The organism is Arthrobacter sp. NPDC056691, from assembly GCF_042791415.1.
Classification (GTDB): Bacteria; Actinomycetota; Actinomycetes; order Actinomycetales; family Micrococcaceae; genus Arthrobacter.
Genome location: NZ_JBHTXX010000017.1, coordinates 43263 through 59373 on the forward strand (window position 1 = coordinate 43263; position 16111 = coordinate 59373).

18 protein-coding genes are annotated in these 16111 nt (G+C 63.2%); 7 read left to right on the top strand and 11 right to left on the bottom strand.

Features of this window, described 5'->3' with window-relative positions; genetic code table 11:
- The 4 genes from ACFRAU_RS14585 to ACFRAU_RS14600 all read right to left on the bottom strand — a co-directional run bounded on the left by ACFRAU_RS14585 (position 1) and on the right by ACFRAU_RS14600 (position 4838).
- Positions 1-840, bottom strand: coding sequence for an alpha/beta fold hydrolase (locus tag ACFRAU_RS14585; RefSeq protein ID WP_377994253.1), 840 nt, complete (start codon positions 838-840; stop codon positions 1-3).
- A complete protein-coding gene (locus ACFRAU_RS14590; protein WP_377994252.1) occupies positions 840-1676 on the bottom strand; it encodes a sugar phosphate isomerase/epimerase family protein in 837 nt (278 codons plus the stop codon). Before ACFRAU_RS14590 ends, ACFRAU_RS14585 begins: the two co-directional genes overlap by 1 nt.
- On the bottom strand, positions 1676-2743 hold the full coding sequence (locus tag ACFRAU_RS14595; protein ID WP_378000450.1) for a Gfo/Idh/MocA family protein: 1068 nt from the start codon (positions 2741-2743) through the stop codon (positions 1676-1678). The genes ACFRAU_RS14590 and ACFRAU_RS14595 overlap by 1 nt, the downstream gene beginning before the upstream one ends.
- Positions 2744-2837: 94 nt before the next feature.
- Positions 2838-4838, bottom strand: coding sequence for a glucose PTS transporter subunit IIA (locus tag ACFRAU_RS14600; RefSeq protein WP_378000451.1), 2001 nt, complete (start codon positions 4836-4838; stop codon positions 2838-2840).
- A 193-nt stretch (positions 4839-5031) separates the two neighbouring features.
- Here ACFRAU_RS14600 and ACFRAU_RS14605 point away from each other — a divergent pair, with 193 nt between their 5' ends.
- Both ACFRAU_RS14605 and ACFRAU_RS14610 read left to right on the top strand, forming a co-directional pair.
- The gene (locus ACFRAU_RS14605; RefSeq protein ID WP_378000452.1) at positions 5032-6177 is read left to right on the top strand and encodes a glycerate kinase; all 1146 of its coding nucleotides are present in this window, start codon (positions 5032-5034) and stop codon (positions 6175-6177) included.
- A gap of 82 nt (positions 6178-6259) precedes the next feature.
- The gene (locus ACFRAU_RS14610) at positions 6260-6538 is read left to right on the top strand and encodes an HPr family phosphocarrier protein (RefSeq protein ID WP_377994248.1); all 279 of its coding nucleotides are present in this window, start codon (positions 6260-6262) and stop codon (positions 6536-6538) included.
- 51 nt (positions 6539-6589) lie between these two features.
- Here the strand turns inward: ACFRAU_RS14610 and ACFRAU_RS14615 are convergent, their stop codons facing one another.
- Together ACFRAU_RS14615 and ACFRAU_RS14620 are read right to left on the bottom strand one after the other, a co-directional pair.
- Complete coding sequence (locus tag ACFRAU_RS14615; RefSeq protein ID WP_378000453.1) at positions 6590-7792, bottom strand: ROK family protein; 1203 nt, start codon at positions 7790-7792, stop codon at positions 6590-6592.
- 120 nt (positions 7793-7912) lie between these two features.
- On the bottom strand, positions 7913-8761 hold the full coding sequence (locus ACFRAU_RS14620; RefSeq protein WP_378000454.1) for an HAD-IIB family hydrolase: 849 nt from the start codon (positions 8759-8761) through the stop codon (positions 7913-7915).
- A gap of 408 nt (positions 8762-9169) precedes the next feature.
- Here ACFRAU_RS14620 and ACFRAU_RS14625 point away from each other — a divergent pair, with 408 nt between their 5' ends.
- Complete coding sequence (locus ACFRAU_RS14625; RefSeq protein WP_378000455.1) at positions 9170-9325, top strand: DUF4177 domain-containing protein; 156 nt, start codon at positions 9170-9172, stop codon at positions 9323-9325.
- A gap of 100 nt (positions 9326-9425) precedes the next feature.
- Positions 9426-9839 (top strand): hypothetical protein, encoded by a 414-nt coding sequence (locus tag ACFRAU_RS14630; RefSeq protein ID WP_378000456.1) that lies wholly within the window; start codon positions 9426-9428, stop codon positions 9837-9839.
- Positions 9840-9980: 141 nt separating this feature from the next.
- On the opposite strand, the gene ACFRAU_RS14635 is transcribed toward ACFRAU_RS14630, so the two are convergent.
- Complete coding sequence (locus ACFRAU_RS14635; protein WP_378000457.1) at positions 9981-10499, bottom strand: hypothetical protein; 519 nt, start codon at positions 10497-10499, stop codon at positions 9981-9983.
- Between the two features lie 110 nt (positions 10500-10609).
- Here ACFRAU_RS14635 and ACFRAU_RS14640 point away from each other — a divergent pair, with 110 nt between their 5' ends.
- Entirely contained in the window at positions 10610-10753 is a 144-nt protein-coding gene (locus ACFRAU_RS14640) for a hypothetical protein (protein ID WP_378000458.1), read from the top strand.
- A gap of 272 nt (positions 10754-11025) precedes the next feature.
- Here the strand turns inward: ACFRAU_RS14640 and ACFRAU_RS14645 are convergent, their stop codons facing one another.
- The 3 genes from ACFRAU_RS14645 to ACFRAU_RS14655 form a co-directional block, all read right to left on the bottom strand.
- Positions 11026-11451 carry a hypothetical protein gene (locus ACFRAU_RS14645; RefSeq protein WP_378000459.1) on the bottom strand — a complete coding sequence of 142 codons (426 nt, stop codon included), beginning with the start codon at positions 11449-11451 and terminating at the stop codon, positions 11026-11028.
- A gap of 806 nt (positions 11452-12257) precedes the next feature.
- Positions 12258-12482 carry a hypothetical protein gene (locus ACFRAU_RS14650; RefSeq protein ID WP_378000460.1) on the bottom strand — a complete coding sequence of 75 codons (225 nt, stop codon included), beginning with the start codon at positions 12480-12482 and terminating at the stop codon, positions 12258-12260.
- A 128-nt stretch (positions 12483-12610) separates the two neighbouring features.
- Positions 12611-13474: a tetratricopeptide repeat protein gene (locus ACFRAU_RS14655; protein WP_378000461.1), complete on the bottom strand. Its 864-nt coding sequence runs from the start codon at positions 13472-13474 to the stop codon at positions 12611-12613.
- Positions 13475-13692: 218 nt separating this feature from the next.
- Between ACFRAU_RS14655 and ACFRAU_RS14660 the strand changes: the two genes are divergently transcribed.
- The gene (locus ACFRAU_RS14660) at positions 13693-13923 is read left to right on the top strand and encodes a hypothetical protein (protein ID WP_378000462.1); all 231 of its coding nucleotides are present in this window, start codon (positions 13693-13695) and stop codon (positions 13921-13923) included.
- A 187-nt stretch (positions 13924-14110) separates the two neighbouring features.
- On the opposite strand, the gene ACFRAU_RS14665 is transcribed toward ACFRAU_RS14660, so the two are convergent.
- Positions 14111-14707, bottom strand: coding sequence for a hypothetical protein (locus ACFRAU_RS14665; RefSeq protein WP_378000463.1), 597 nt, complete (start codon positions 14705-14707; stop codon positions 14111-14113).
- Positions 14708-14954: 247 nt separating this feature from the next.
- Between ACFRAU_RS14665 and ACFRAU_RS14670 the strand changes: the two genes are divergently transcribed.
- Positions 14955-15881: a phosphotransferase gene (locus ACFRAU_RS14670; RefSeq protein WP_378000464.1), complete on the top strand. Its 927-nt coding sequence runs from the start codon at positions 14955-14957 to the stop codon at positions 15879-15881.
- Positions 15882-16111: the final 230 nt, after the last annotated feature.

Here is a 16111-nt window from a genome sequence, read left to right on the forward strand (position 1 = left end):
TCAGACGTTCTCCCAATCGGTGCTCTCGACGAAACCTGAAATGGCCGCGTTGACCTCAGCCATGAACGACTCGGAGCTGCGGTCCTTGCTGGTCACCTCAACGAGCCGGGCCGCCGGGATCACATCGGCGTAGGCCTTGGCGATGTCCCACGGATGGAAGGGGTCGTCCAGATGCCCCACGACCAGCGTGGGCGCCGCGATGCCGGCCCAGTCATCCCGGCTGCTTGACGGCGCCCCGACGGGAAAGCGCCGGAGGACCGCCGCGTTGATGGCCGCGCGGGGACGGGTGACCTGGTGGCGGAGGGACTGGGCGGCGGATTCGGATTCGGCTTCCACGCCTTGGTAGAGCTGGCTGGCAAGGAGCCGGCTGAGTGCCTCGTCCGGCTCGTGCTGTTCCAGCAGGTCGGCGATCAGCTGGTAGGCGGTGACGTTGCGCTCTGCCTGGCGGTGTTCCAGCCAGGCCGGGCGGCACAGTACCAGCCCTGCGACCCGCCCGGGGTACCGGAGGGCGACGTTCAGTGCGGTGCCGGCGCCAAGGGAGATACCGCCGACGATGAACTTGCTGAATCCGAGTTCGTCTGCCAGGGCGACCACGTCGTCGGCGAAGGCGTCGAAGGAGCATCGCCCGTCACCGACGATGTCGCTGCTGGACCCGTGGCCGCGCGCGTCCATAGAGACCAGCGTCGTGCGTTCGAGCTGCCTGATGTAGCCGAGGGGCTGGCTCCGGTCCCCGCCCATGCCGTGCTGGAAGATGAACGGGAGGCGGCCGGGGGAGGGGGTGGCCGCCTGGACCGTCTGGTGTTCGAGTCTGGCGCCGTCGTCCCGGATGAGTCTGGGCATCAGACGGTGACCTCCAGTTGCTGGCGGAGCAAGCCGACGCCGGAACTGACTGCGGACTCGGGGAGGCCGTGCATGACCAGTGCCCCGTTGTACCCGGTGGCGGCAAGACCGGTGAGGATGGCCTTCCACGGCAGGGCGCCCTGGCCAGGTGCGACGGCGTCGCGGCCGGGGACGAGTTCCTTGGCGTGGGCCAGTACGATATCGGGGCCCAGGACCTTGAGTGCGCTTACGATGACCGGAACGGTGGTGGCCACGGACAGGTCGGCTGTGTCCAGGATGTTCGCGGCATCGAAAACGATTTTCAGCGCCGGAGAACCGATCTCATCCAGCATCTTGCGGGCAAGGTCAGCGTTGGACACCACGTTGGTGTGTTCCGGTTCGAAGGCGACAACGATGCCCGCAGCCTCGGCGAGCCGGGCAAGCTGCGTGAGAGAATCGCGTGAGTCTGCCCAGGCTTCCGGGGTCGCATTGTCCGGGTGGTGCCGCCACATGTCCTCGGCGTCGCGGCTGCCGCTGCACAGGGTGATCACCGGGATGCCGAGTTCGACGGCGACGCGGACGAGTTCCGGGAACCGGCTGATGCCCGTGCTGCGGACGGCCGGGTCCGGGTGTGCGGTGTTGAAGGTGCCCGAGATCGCGGCAAGCCGGACGTTGTGGTCAGCTGCGGCGGACCGGATCCGTTCGATCGTGTCCGCGCCCACTTGTTCCGGCACGGTTGGAACGCCCGCGATGGAGAGGTTGTACTGGACCGCGGTGATGCCGGCTGCCGCGACGGCAGCCATGTTCTCCTCGATGCCGGCGGCTTCGAAGGTCTTGGCGAAGATTCCGATTTCCATCAGACGGCTCCCGCGACATCGGCAAGACGGACCCAGTCGCCGGATTCGACGGAGCGGGCCAGGGCGACCATGCCGCGCACGCTGGCGAGCCCGTCGACGGCCGTGGCGCCGCGCGGGGTCGATCCCGTGCGGGCGGCGCGGGCAAGGTCTTCGAGCTGGAGGCGGAACACGTTCGCGTCGGCGCCGATCGGCTGGTGGAACATGTCGTCCTTGGCTGAGAAGGCCTGGACCTCGGCCGCCTTGAAGTACCAGGGGTTGTGGATCTTGCCGATGACGCTGCCTTCGCTGCCGTAGACCTGGAAGCCTTCCCACCAGTCCATGCGCACGGCCAGGGTGAGGTCGAGCTGCCCGAGGCAGCCGTTCTCGAATTCGACGTCGAGGAACCAGCAGTAGGTGCCCGCCTTCGTGGACAGGCGCGCGCGGATCGCGGCGATGGGGCCGCCGAGGTAGCGGGCGGTGTCCAGCAGGTGGCTGCCGTGCCCGAGGACGTAGTAGCGCTGGCGGTTTGCCTTGGGGTCCCCGGCGGGCCGGCGGGCCGAGGCGCTGTGCTCGATGAGGGGACGGATGGTGTCGGTGACGGCGTAACGGTAGGTGGAGTCGCAGTACCAGTGCTTGAGGCCGATCAGCTCGCCGATTTCGTCGCGGATGAAGTCGTGGGCGTAGGCGATGCCCGGGTCGTAGCGCTTCTCGTGCCCAACCAGGAGAACCTTGCCGCTTTGCTTCTGTGCGGCCACCAGCTCTTCGGCTTCCTCGACGGCGACGCCCATGGGCTTTTCGACGAGGACGTGTTTGCCGGCTTCCAGTGCCCGGATGGCCAGCGGCACGTGGAACTGGTCGGCCACGGCAACGACGACGGCGTCGACGTTTTCGTCGTTGAGCATCTTGTCGTAGTCGTCGAAGGAGGTGGTGGGCTGGTGAATCAGGGTCATGCGGTCGCGCAGGTCATCGGCGGCGTCGCAGATCGCGTAGAGCTCAACGTCTTTGGACTTGCGGGCGGCGGGGAAGTGCGCGGCCTGGGCGATGTCGCCGGCGCCGAGGACGCCGATCCGGAAGGGATTCTCAATCATGGATTTTCCTGTCTTCGGGAGGGGTTGATGGATGATGTCCCGGAGGAAACCGGCGCCGTCGCGTCGGGCGCTTCGGCGCCGGTTCCTTGGGTGGTCAGACGGCGACCGGGGCCGCGAGGCTGTAGCGGCCGGCGGGGGTGGTTCCCGCTTCGGCCGGGCCTGAGATGACAGAAAGTCCCTCGGCCGCCTTCTTGGTCGTGATCACCACCGGAGTCACCGTGGAGTATCCGGCTGCTGTGATCACGTTAAGGTCCACGTCGCAGAGCAGGTCGCCTGCGGCTACCTGGTCGCCCTTGGACACGTGGGCGGTGAAGCCCGCGCCCTTGAGGTTGACGGTGTCCATGCCGATGTGGATCAGGACGTCCACCCCGGCCTCGGTGCGGATGCCGTAGGCGTGGCCGGTGGGGAAGACTGTCACGACTTTGCCGGACACAGGGGATACAAACCGGCCGTCGGTGGGATCGATCGCGAAGCCGTCGCCCAGTGTTCCGGCGGCGAAGACCGGATCGGGGACCTCGGAGAGCGGGATGACAGTTCCATTGGCCGGGGCAAGGAGTTCCTGCTGTTCAGCGGCGGAGGAGTCCGCAGCCGCAGCGGGGCTCTCCGGTGCCTGGAGGTGGTTGCCCTTGGATTTGCGGCCGAAGATCCCCGAGTTCGGGCCTTCGTACCCGAGCGTCGTGATCGTCAACATGGAGACGAGGAACGCGACGCCGATGCCGATGGCGTACAGGGGGATGTTGTTGAAGGCCGGGATGGTCAGCAGGGAGGTGAAGAGGAAGGCGTTGGTGGTGACGCCGCCGCCCAGGCCCATGATGAACGCGCCGGTGATGCTGCCGGCGAGGATCGCGGGGATGGTGCGCTTGGCGAAGCGCAGGTGGACGCCGTAGAGGGAGGGTTCGGAGATTCCGCCGAGCAGGCCCGCCGTGAGGGCGCCGCCGGCCACCTGTTCCATCTGGGCGTTCTTCCGGCGGACCGAAATCAGGAGCACACCGGCGGTAACGCCGAAGCAGCCGAAGTTCCATGCGCCCATGGGGCCCTGGATGAAGTCGTACCCGAGGGTGGAGATGTTCAGGAACATGATCGGCACCACTGACCAGGCCGTACCGGTGATCACCAGGAAGGGGTAGAGGGCGCCGACCAGCACGGCGAAGATCAGCGGAGAGAAGCCGTTGACGGTGACGAAGAGGTTGCCGATGCCGCTGCCGGCGTAGACGCCCAGGGGCGCAAGGATGAAGGCGGTGACGGGGATCATGACGAGCATCGAAAGGAACGGAACGAAGATGACCTGGAGGTTGCTCGGGATCACCTTGCGCAGGAGCGTGTAGAGCGGTCCGAGCAGCAGCGCCATGAGCAGCGGCGGGAAGACCTGGGAGCTGTAGTTGAAGATCGTCAGCGGCAGGCCGAAGACGTTCACCACGGCGGGAAGCTTGGCGCCGGCCCCTGCCAGTTGGGTGAAGGCTGGCAGCATCATGACGGCCATGATCGAGAAGCCGACCCACGGGTCGGCCCCGACCTTCTTCGTGGCGTTGTAGGCCACCATGAGGGGCAGGAACACGAAGACGGCCTGCCACGCGAGGTTGACGAAGCTCAGCGACGCATCCAGCGTGACACCGGGGGCGTTCCACGCCGGAATGACTTTAAGGGTGGCCAGGAGCGCCATGACCGTGATGAAGATCGACGCTCCAAGCATCGCTCCCAGGACAGGGCGGAAGGAGTCAGCGAGGAATTCGAAGAACCAGTTGAGCCAGGCGAATTTACCCCGGGGTCCGCGGTCCTGCAGTTCGGCCTTGAGCTCGCGCATCGCGTCCGGGTCGGTATCCGCGCCGCCCTTGCCGAGCTGCGGGAAGGCCCTCGTCATCTCGACGTACAGGTGGTTGACGGCGCCGCCGACAATCACTTGGTAGCGCTGTGCATCCTGCCGGACAACACCCATGACTTCGGGGATTGCATCGACGGCGTCGTCGCTGACGACGGACGAATCGCGGAGCTCGAAACGCAGCCGCGTTGCGCAGTGGGTCAGATTGGTGATGTTGTCAACACCGCCCATCTGGTCGATGATGCGCGATCCAACGGATCCGCTTGCGGGTATGGCCATCATGTTCTCCCTTGAAAAGTGATGTTCGTTCGGTGAATGAATTAATTAGCCCAGGACTAGCCCATGTTCCAGGGATTCTGAATGGGTTTGTTCGTGTGATGAATTAATCAAAGCGTAGAAGCGACATCGGTGCCTGTCAATACTTTCCGGGTAGATTGTTCATGGCGCGAATTAACGCTACGGTGTTCGTTCTATGACACAAAACCAAGAGCCCGCGGCACCGGTCCGGATCCTGATTGCCCCCGACTCGTTCAAGGGGACCCTCACCGCACGGCAAGCGGCCACCGCCATTGCCGGAGGCTGGCGATCCGTCAGGCCCGGCGATGATTTGGAACTCCTTCCGCTCGCTGACGGAGGGGAGGGCACACTGGACGCCATCGAGGCCGTAATGCCCGGCAGTGTCCGATGCAGCGTGGAAGGCGTCACAGGTGCGGACGGGACGCCCCGCCGCGGCGAATGGCTTCGGCTCCCGGAAGGGGTGGCCGTCGTCGAACTGGCTCAGATCGCCGGGTTGCCGTCCGTAGACGAACCGTCTCCGCTGACGGCAACCACGCGCGGTGTAGGCGAACTGATCCGGGCGGCCGTGAACGCCGGGGCCCATGAGGTCTGGCTGGGACTTGGCGGCAGCGCATCCACCGACGGCGGGCTGGGCGCCCTGCGTGCGCTGGGCGCGGTGGCGTTGAACGCCACCGGCAAGGAAATTTCCGACGGCGGAGTTGGCCTGACACGCGTTGCATCCATTGATTTTTCCGGATTGCTGCCGGTCCCGGGCGGAATCAAGCTGCTCTCTGATGTCACGGCGCCACTGACGGGACCGCAGGGGGCCGCTTCTGTGTTTGGTCCACAAAAGGGCGCAACTGGCGCGCAGGTTCACTTGCTTGACCAGGCGCTGGAACGCTTTTCCGTGCTGGCCGGAGTCGATCCCGCTACGCCCGGGTCCGGTGCCGCAGGCGGCGCGGGATACGGATTCATGGCCGCCTACGGGGCGAACATCTCCTCGGGAGCCGACCGGATTGCAGAACTCGTGCAACTGGATGAGCGCATCCGGAAAGCTGACCTTGTCATCACTGGTGAAGGCTCATTTGACGGCCAAAGCCGGATCGGAAAGCTTGTGGGGAATGTCCTGCAGCGGGCCGCTGATGCCGGCACTTCGTCCGCCGTGATCGCTGGCCGCGTCCGGGCCGACGCCGGTACCTGGGCGCTCGGTCTCGACCAGCTTGCCGGTGATCCGCAGTCCGCCATGGAACAGCCGGCCCGCTGGGCGGCCGCCGCCGGACGGCTTGCAGCGCAAACGCTGCTGTCGGACGGCAGCCCGGGGGCCGCCGTCGTCCTTGCCTGACACGCCGCCCTCGCACAACGCTCCACCTGTCCGGCTCCGGACTCCAGAAGACAAGACCATAACCTCATCAAAGGAGAACACCATGACCGAACGAACGGCCGTCGTTGCCAGCCGATCCGGTCTGCACGCCCGCCCTGCGGCGATTTTCGCCGACGCCGCTGCCCAACTCGACATCGACGTGACCATCGCCCTGCGCGGCACCCGGGCGGACGAAGCACTGGATGCATCGAGCATCCTGTCCCTCATGACCCTCGGAGCGGCCTATGGTGACACCGTGGTGCTGCGCGCCGATGATGCATGCGCCGGGGATGCACTCGAGAAGCTGGCCGTCCTCCTCGAAACGGACCTGGACGCGTCATAGCACCCGGGCGAGCGACGCAACTGCGGCCGGTGGGGACCATGGAACAGGGCGTCAGGCGCTAGAGCCGTCTGAGGTCCCGGTGCGCCCGTACGCAGGTTCCTGCTCCGGACGCAGGGCGGGAAGCGAGAAAAACTCGCTCATGGGAAGCGCTGCCGCCCCCATGGCGATGGCATCGGCGCCGAAGGCGGAAACGGCAAACTGCGTCCGGTCCGGGTCTGCTTCGGTGCCATGAACCACAGCCGACATCGCCTCGTCATTGCTGAGGATGGCAGACGCCCGTCCGCCAAACACCACCAGTTGGGGGGACAGCATCCACACCAGAGCGGACGTGAACCACGAGAGGTGCTGTTGCCATTCGGCCGCAGCGCTGGCGGCTGCCTTGCCGTCAGCTGCCAGGTCCTGCAGAAAACCGGCGAAGCCCGTGGCCGTCCCGCCCAGGGCGGTGTAGCTCTTCCGCAGTCCCGAGAGGCCGATAACGTCTTCCACGCTGGGCCACTTGGCTGCCGGTGAACCGTCACCCCGGGGGATACGGATGTGGCCAACTTCGCCGACCTGGCCGAGGCTGCCACGGTAGATCCGGCGATCGAGGACCAAGCCGGAACCCACCCCGGTGTCCAGGAGGATATAGAGGAGGTCGCTGCTGTCACGTCCGATTCCAAACTGCGCCTCGCTGATCGCCGCAGCGTTGGCATCGTTGTCGATCGAAACCGGCACACCGGTTCCGCGGGCTATCAGGTCGCCGAAGGTGACATGGCGCCAGCCGAGGATCGGGGCCCGCTGGATCTTGCCTTCCACCACAGTGCCGGGCACGGTGATGCCGATGCCCTGCAAACGGGCACGCACACCAGCATGCTTTGTCAGAACAGTCTCAAGCAGTGCCAGCAGGTTCTTTTCCGCGGCTGCCGGATCCGTGCGGTCGGTGGCCGCTGACGCCCGCCCTACTTCTGAACCGCTGAGGTCCACGACGATGGCGGTGGAGGTCTCGTTGCCGAGGTCCAAACCGGCGAAGTATGCGCCCTCAGGGCACAACTCCAGTGTGACGCGGGGGCGGCCGGCGCCTTTCGGTGCGGGTCCGTCGGCGTGCATCTCGCGGACAAGACCGTCGTCGATGAGTGCGCCTGTGATGACTGTGATTGTTGATCGCTGCAGTCCGAGAAGTTCCGAGAGCCCGATGCGTGAACGGGGGCCGTGCCTCCTGAGGGCGTCAAGTACCCGGGCCTGGTTTATGTGGCGGAGCGTTGAGCTGGAAGCCATGGTCACTTCCTTTCGGCGTCTCCACAATGCTAGATGCGTTTGCGTTCGTGAGTCGAATTTATTCGAGGCGAGTCGCTCATTCTTCCATCACAGGACTCGCAGAAGCCGCTGAAGGCCGGATCAGATGAGGCCGAGTTCGGCGAAGGCAGCAACGAGGCCTTCGTCCCGCGGACGCGCAGCGGTGCGGTCCGCGATGGCCATAAGCTCGGGCGCGGATCCTTCGATGGCGACACCGACGCCTGCATAGGCGATCATTTCCAGGTCGTTGGCTCCGTCGCCCATCGCGATCGTGTCTTGGCGGTCAATGCCCAGATGGGCGATGGCTGCCGCGACACCATCGGCCTTGCTGATGCCGCGCTGGTATAGTTCCCCCGCGTGCCGGCCCTCGTCGGCCACCGAATTCGCGACCACGGCAATGGCGCCGCCGATCTCCCTGACCAGGTGCTCCATGGAAACTGGGGAGTCAAAAACGGAGACCTTGGCGAAAGCTACTTCGGCACGGTCCAGCGTGGGGCGCACCGCGTCGAAAATGTCGGAAGCACCCACTGGGCCTTCCGGTGCCTGGCTGAAATGGGCGTCAAGGATGGCCCGCAAACGTTCCAGGGCCGCCGGGGGAGCGTGCAGATCCTCCTGCGCCTCCAGGATGTATACGGCGTCGTGCGCGTCGAGCGCCCTGACTGTTCTGGCCGCAAGGTCCGGCGGGAAGCGCCGGTCCACGAGCACTCTGCCGGCTACCTCGACGTAGGCGCCGGCACTGGCCACGAGGCCATCAAAACCCGCAGCGAGGATGCTTTCGGGCAACATGGCCACGGGACGCCCGGTGCACAGCAGAACACGGTGTCCGGCCTCGCGTGCTGCCCGTACGGCACGCACATGACCGTCGGGGACGACGCCGTAATCCGCGTAGGTGCCGTCCACGTCAAGGAAGACAGCCCGGACGGTTCCATTGGTGCTCGGCGTTGTGCTCATGCTCCGGGATCATATCCATTCACGCCATCCCAACCCAATTGGGTTCACGGGCAGGTGCTGCTCGGGCAGACGTCGTGTTCGTGACCCTTGCGATGCAGAATTAGGAAATTGCCGCAGGGGTGCCTATGCGCGCTCGGCCATTAGCGCATAGGAATGACCCACCCCTGTTTTAAATGATGTCTGGGGAACTCTCAGGGGTGGGTCTCGTGGCCCTGCCGGGCCTCTTGCCTAAGCGGCTGGTCGGAGGGATTTTCGCTACCCACCTCTATCTTGAAGATGGTACGGATTTGAAGTCTTCAGGCCGTGCCTATGCAAGGAGCACAGCCCCATCGCGGCGCCCGAGGAGCGGTCCCGACCCATCGCGTAGCATTGCTGCCAGTTGACCAGTAAGGGGGAGGAAACAGCGTTATGCAGTACGTCGTCCTACACGTAATCCTCAAAGAGAAGCTGTGGGGAACAGGTTCAGGCGACCTGACCTCCCTGGAAAAGGCGATTAACGATCAAGCCGCGAAGGGCTACCGACTCCACACCATAACCACCGCGTGCAGCGGGAGCAAGGAATGATTGGCGGCGGTGACCGCATCCAGGCAACCATGGTGTTCGAGCGCCTCGGATAATTGCAAATGCGAAACGATCTCGTGATGGCTGGATAGCCGGCTCCCGCATGCGACAGTTCGCCGACCGGTATGCCCGCAGTGCCCGCCCACGATGGACTGGAACCATCGCCTGGATCCTGCTCGTCCTCGCCTCGATGGTCCTGATTGGCTACGGGATCGCGCGCGCCAACTGGCATATCGGGTTGCCAGGTCCGGCCGAGCAGGAAGAGGTCTGGATCGGTGGCCGCTACATCCTGGCCGGCTGCGCACTCTCCCTCGCGGCCGGTGCCCGGTCGCACCTCCGCGGCAATCCCGTATGGGTGACGGTGTGCGTGGCACTGCCAGGGATCCTCGTGGGCTGGGCGGCGTGGGTGAACCCCTACAATCTGATGCGTCACCTGGCCGCCCTAGTGGCATTCCCCTTCGCTCTGGGCGGGGTCGTCGGGGTCATCCGCGTTCGCGGCCAGCGGCAGAAGGACTAGGTTTCGAGGCCTATGAGGAGTGTTTCCCTTGCCGCGTCGACGACTTCGGGTGTGAGTGCGCCGAGGTGGTTGAGCGTTTGTATCCTCCGTACTTGTGTGAGCGGCCTGTCCACGCGACGGAAGATTCCGCCTGTAACGAAGCTAAGGCTGCTCCGGCGTGCCACGTTCTGCTGAGTGCGGGGATCTCATGCCGAGAGCGACGACGATCAGCCAGAGTGCCAAGGCGGCAGCTCCGACGAGTGTAACGGCGGCGCTTACCGCTGCCATGTCAGACCCGGGCTCGTTGAGCCTCCACGCGAAGCAGGAGACACCGCTGAAGCCAAGCCAGTAGAGCAGAAACGAGAGGCCCAGGAGCGGCAAGGCTGGTGTGGCTTCGGTCAATCCGTTGAGGTCGTTGCGCCTGAAGATACTTCCGGGGCCAGTCAGGGAGTTCACCGCGAAGATGAGGCCGAGGAGGACGGTAGCCCCGAGCCCGAAGGCCAGCAGCCCGAGGCGCCCTGATGGTGGGGCCATGGCGGATAAGACCGATGCGACGCTGCTGGATGCCGCGTTTGTGATGAGCACGCCCAGGATGGTCAGGTCGGCCGCGGCACAGATACCGACCGCGACCCGCCCGATCACCGGAGTTGCCCCGGCGTCTGACTTTATGGCACTCCCCATGGCTGAAAGTGTAGGCCTCCGCGCCCGAAGTAGTTGGATTCTGCCGTCTCTTGCACCCCACATTTACCCGCCTGACGCAGGCAAATACCGGCGCCGTACGCGTATGGGCCATGGCCACTTCACCTGTCACCGCCTTCAACCTCAAGCACCTCTGCGGTGCGAGCCCGTTCCGGAGCGACCAGCCTGCTTTCCTGGACCCTGACCGCGCCCAGGAGATCGCCGACCACCTGCTTGCCGGCGACTCCTTCCAATGACACAAGACGCTCTCATACGACAACGAGGACGGCACCGTGGAGACCACCGAAAAGTCCCAGGCGCCCTGAGCATGAAGTCGCCAAGGTGTAAGCGCCTCGATCCCGTGACGGCAACTGGAATGGTTCCAATGGACTAGGCCAATCCAAGCTTGTTACCCGAGCGCAACAGTCCTGCGGGCAGAAAGCGTCAATAGAACGAACGCGCCAACTGGCCAGTTGGCCGTGTCAGTTTCCAGGCGTCGTCGCTCTACGATCGAGGCGGCTGGCCAAGATCAGCCGACCCCGGTCCAGGATCTCGGTAATAACGCGCTGCTCGTGGTCATCGAAATACGGGCTGTAGTGCTCTCCGGGGGAGTGATGCTGGGGAGGTTACTGCCGTAGAAGAGTTTGTCGTAGCACTTGTTGGCCTCAGGTCCTCGGTCGTCCAGTGATGCATTCACGCTGCGTGCGATGTCACCGAGGAGGTTCCACGCATTCAGCAGCTGCGCGCAGATGTCATCTGATGCCGGCAACTGGAGAAGTTCTTCGATCCCGTCCAGGTTCTGAGGTTCCTCGTTGCCCGCTTCCAGGATGAGGTTGTGTTGCCGGGCCAGCGCCACAAAGTCCTTTTGAGTGCGGGCCCATACGATCTGGCCCTTAGAGACGAGAACACAATCGGTATCGCCTTCATCGCCAGCCTCGTCGTCCGTTTGCCACACGAGGCCAAGCCTCTGACCTTGAAATTGGATCCAGTGCGGGTACGACATCCTCATCCGCGAAATACTATCTGTTGAATTTTCTCTAACGATCTTGAATGGCCGTCGCCGGGATCATACTTTTCCTATGAGTCCAAGGTTTGCTGGTTGCGCAATCATTGTTGCTCTCCTGGCTGCGCTTACAGCGTGTACCTCCTCCCCGCCACCTTCCGACGAACTGCCGCCACGCCCCACAGGGCAGCCGTCGGCAACGGCCGTGCCTGGCGAGCTCGTTGGCCGCGGATTCGTGCGTCAAGAGGGAAACCAACTGCCCATATTCTGTATGGGTGGCATCGCCACTTCCGATCCGCCCTTATGCAGTGGGCCGCCACTCCGCGGCTGGGACTGGTCAAAAGCGGACGGCGAAGAGACAGTGGGCAACGTGACCTACGGAGACTTCGTGGTCCACGGGACCTGGGACGGAACCAGCTTCACTGTCACACGACCCCCACGAAAAATCGCGTCCAATGAATCCTGGGGGGAACCGGATCCTCGACAGGATCCACGCAACCCTGGCACCGCGAGCAAAGCCCGTCTGCAACAAATTCAACGCGAGATATGGGAGACGGAGCGACCCGCGGCAGATACACAGGTCGAAAACGGCTACCTCTTCAGGTACGTTCCCTACGACGACGGATCTCTGCAGAGGGCAATGGATAAGCGCTACGGTCCAGGGATTGTCGTGGTCCGATCCCGACTGAGGCCAACCACCTAAGCGACCGGATCGCAACCTCTACCGGAGTTTCTGGTCTATTCTCGCGGATTGCCATTCAGCGTTTGCCCTGAGTCGGAGGTCGATGTCCTTTCCAGTATTTTGCGCGCTCCCTGAGCACGACTTTCCAGACGACCACCAACATAAGCACCGTAGCGAGAACGGCAATCGCAAGGACAACCGATATCCACGGCTCGGTTGTGGGGAACAGGACAGAGAAGGAAACCGCCGTCAGGGAGAGGACCATGAGCAAAATGACGGCGCGGATCTCGCTCTTACTCATCCCGAAGTCTAACCACGCTATTGCTGCAGATGTACAGGCCTGACCTGCATCAGGATGCACACCTCATGTTGAGGATCCCCGAACGGGACAGTTGCAGAGGTCTACTCCACACGACGAGCCGCCATCCCTCATTTGAAGATCCGGAGTGGCCGCACGGCGGATGGGTACGAGCCTTGAGGGCGATCGTTTGCTGGTCCTTCTGCCGGCTTGTGCCGCCGTCCATGACGCTGCTTACCGCGAATGTTGCGCAGTACTTCTGGGGATAGTTTGTCGCCCTGTTGCGCGGCCTTCTTCAGTAACGCCCTGCCCTCCCGCACCTGGCCAGCATTCCAAAGGGCAAAGCCCAAGTTATGAAGTGCGTTGGGTTCGCCCTCTGCGACGCTGCGTCTGAGGAGTTCGATTTCCTTCTGTGGATTGCCTCTCTTCGAATAGAGATCCGCCAGCACGATCAAGACTTCTACCTTGCCGTTATCCAGATGCTTTTCCAGCAGCTTGATCGACGCATCAAGGTCCAGGTCATCTGTGGTGTGGATGAGTTCCACGGCGGCCTCAGGGGTCGTTTCGCATCCTTCGCGCAGGACCTCCACGGCCGACAGTTCATCGCCCACGGCTCTGTACGCCCTCGCCAAGCGGAGCGACACGAAAGGATTATCTCCGGCAAGGCGCAACCATTTTATGGCGTCAATATGTTTGCCCAGCTCCAGGGACGTTTCTCCCAGATAAAAGGCTGCCTGAGGATCCCCTGCTTGCAACGCTTTCTGGAATTGAGCCATGGCTTCTTTGGGCCGGTTGATGTCGCGAAGGAACCACCCATAGTTTAGGTAGGCTTCCTTCACTCCGTGCTCGATGGCAAGAAGGTACAAGACTTCTATCGCTTCGGACTTGGAGATCTGAGTGAGGTCGTTGGCAGCGTTGAAGAGCCCGTCCGGATCGTTGGACAGGATCATTTCTACCGATGAACGAAAGTCCACGCGTTCTGGATTCGAGCCCATATCCTGCCTGCCTTTGAGACTCCGACGACAACAACGTAGCGCAACCTTATCGCCTGCCGCGGGTGCGTCCGTTGATAAGTCAGCGTCTGTCAATTACTGCCTTGCCCATGCTGCGGTTCATTTGTAGGAACGTCTAGTGGGGCTTTCTTCTCAGCAGGGCGGGAAGGCCGCGGAGTAGTAGCGGAGACATCTATCGCTCGCGGTTGTATGCTCCGAGCATGTCGGATCTAAGCGAGCCAGAGGCTGCCCCCCGGGAAAAGCGTCAGTTCCCGACTATTGGCGGCGTGTATGCCGGGATCCTCGTTTTAGTCATGGGGATCATTGCGCATTTTTCTAACCCTCAGCCATTCTGGGCTGCCGTCAACGCGGTGGTGATTGTTCTAAGCGTCGCATTCACGTTAGCTAACCTGGTTGGGCTGTTTGTGCTGAGAAAACGCCAGCAAAGCTAACCCCTGCGTTCATCCACCCATCTGACTGAGGAACGCTCACTGGCATGGCTACTACCAAAGGGCGTTTACGGTCGTGCTTGGACCACGGGAGTAACGATGACACTCCCTGTCGAGCGGTTCACGCCCCATAGAAGCACAGAGCCGTCATCTCTCCGGACAGCGATGGTCCGTTTGACCTCCAGGATGTCTATGTCCCGGGGGTACTCGTACCCTGTTTGGGCGCTGAACTCTGCTGCGAGTCTGCGGTTGATGAGAGGTCGAAGTGTTTTCTGCTTACGAGAGGCATAGATGGCGAACCCGCCTGCGCGCCCTGCCACTCTCGACTGCTTTCCACCCATACGTCGGAACCCGTGACTTTCGTAGTCAATCCGCGCTGGCCGAACACCCGGGTCAAGGCGTCCAACGTGTCCTGACGGGACAAGGCAGTGATCCATTGCTCCTCGTGCTGGAAGTGGTGTCGGCCGGGCCCGAACTGCAGGATGATCCCTATGCCTACCAAGTTGGGCCATGACGCGGCTAGCACCAGGTGGCGGGGATCATCGATCAGCTGCCATACGAACTGCAAAACGCCGAGCAGAACAGTAATGAGGAGAAAGATTCTCCGCCAGATCCCGGGAACCGGAACCAGGTCCGCCGTGCCACGTTTGCCGGAGGCAAGCCAGGCTCCGAGGACGAGGTTGAGGAGCGCTTGGACGCAGGCGCCGATGATCGGAACGATGTCAGATTTGGGGTCCGGGGCGGAGACGAGAACAGTGATCGCCGATGTGACGGCGAGTCCGGCCATGTCTAGCCCCGCACCGATCCGGATCCTTCGGTGCCGCGCCGATGTGTCCATGGACCACTGTCAGCGAGTCTTCGTTCCGTTGTCAACGGATCTACGAGTGGCCGGCCCATAAGCAGACCTCCAGGGTGTCGATCAACCGAATCTGGCTACGGCCGGCAACAGGGTCGGTCCTTCGTGGGGAACTCTAACCGGGCCGTAAGTTGGCCATCGCGCCCGGGCCTGTCGACTCAGCCGTTAGGCTCTGAGCGTGGAGGATGAACAGTGGGCCCGCCTGCCAGTGGGAGCGCGTGAATGGCTACAGGAACAGGTCGGTGGAAAGACGATCAGCTTTGCCTCTGCTGCCGGGGGATATGCCAGCGGAGTCGCAGGACTGTTGACCGCTGCCGGGACGGTGTTCTTTGTTAAGGCTGTTCCGGTGGATTCGCCTTCCGCAGCGGATTACATCACTGAGGCGCGGGTGGCCAGAACACTCGCCCCCAGTGTTCCGACGCCACGCCTCTTGCATGAGGGCTCAGCGGAGGGCTGGGTTCTCCTGGTATTCGATGTGGCCAAGGGGAAGACACCTGATGAGCCATGGCCGAGGGATCATCTCTTAGCGGTCATGAAGATGCTGGACGGACTGTCGCCCGGGCTAACTCCGAGTCCTGTCCGGGTTCTGCCGACCGTCGCTGATCGGATGAGGGGCCGTTGTTCAACATGGTCCCAGCTCATAGCGAATGGATCCTGCGGGCTACTGTCCATAGGGGAATTGAGCCTATGGGAACGGGAACACCTTCCGAGGCTTGCCCGTCTCGAGCGATCGTGGGAAAGCATGGTCCATGGCGAAACGCTGCTTCACTTCGACCTGCGGCACGACAACCTAAAGATAGACGAACACGGTCAGATCTGCGTGCTTGATTGGGGCCGGGCGTGCATAGGTCCGGACTGGGTTGATGTCGTCTGCTTGCTTCTGGAATCCGACACGGGATCAACAGACCTGGAGAGCCTGTTTATTCAAAGCGCACGGGCCATGGGCGCGGATCGGCAGGCTGTTGACGCATTCCTCACCGTCCTGGCCAGCTACTGGCGGCATGCTGCCACTCTCACCCACGATGTCCCCGCGGAGCTCAAGCGCCGCCGCGAGTTCTCCAGCCAGAGCACACTCCAATGGCTCCAACAGCGGTGGCACAGCTGATCCCCCAAGGGGCGGACACGGGCTTGTGAGGAACAAACGCCTCAAGGGCTCACCGTGGGCACCGGAATCGTGACACCTCGGACATCCCCGCAGCGGGAGAGGCAGTACCGGAAGACCACGTCAGCGTGCCTGTTGAACAGGACGCCGAAAGCGTCCGCCAACGCACGCGCTCTACAGGTCTTCATCGGATTCCCCATATCCCTCCTACCTCGTAGTGTCCGCAGAACCGG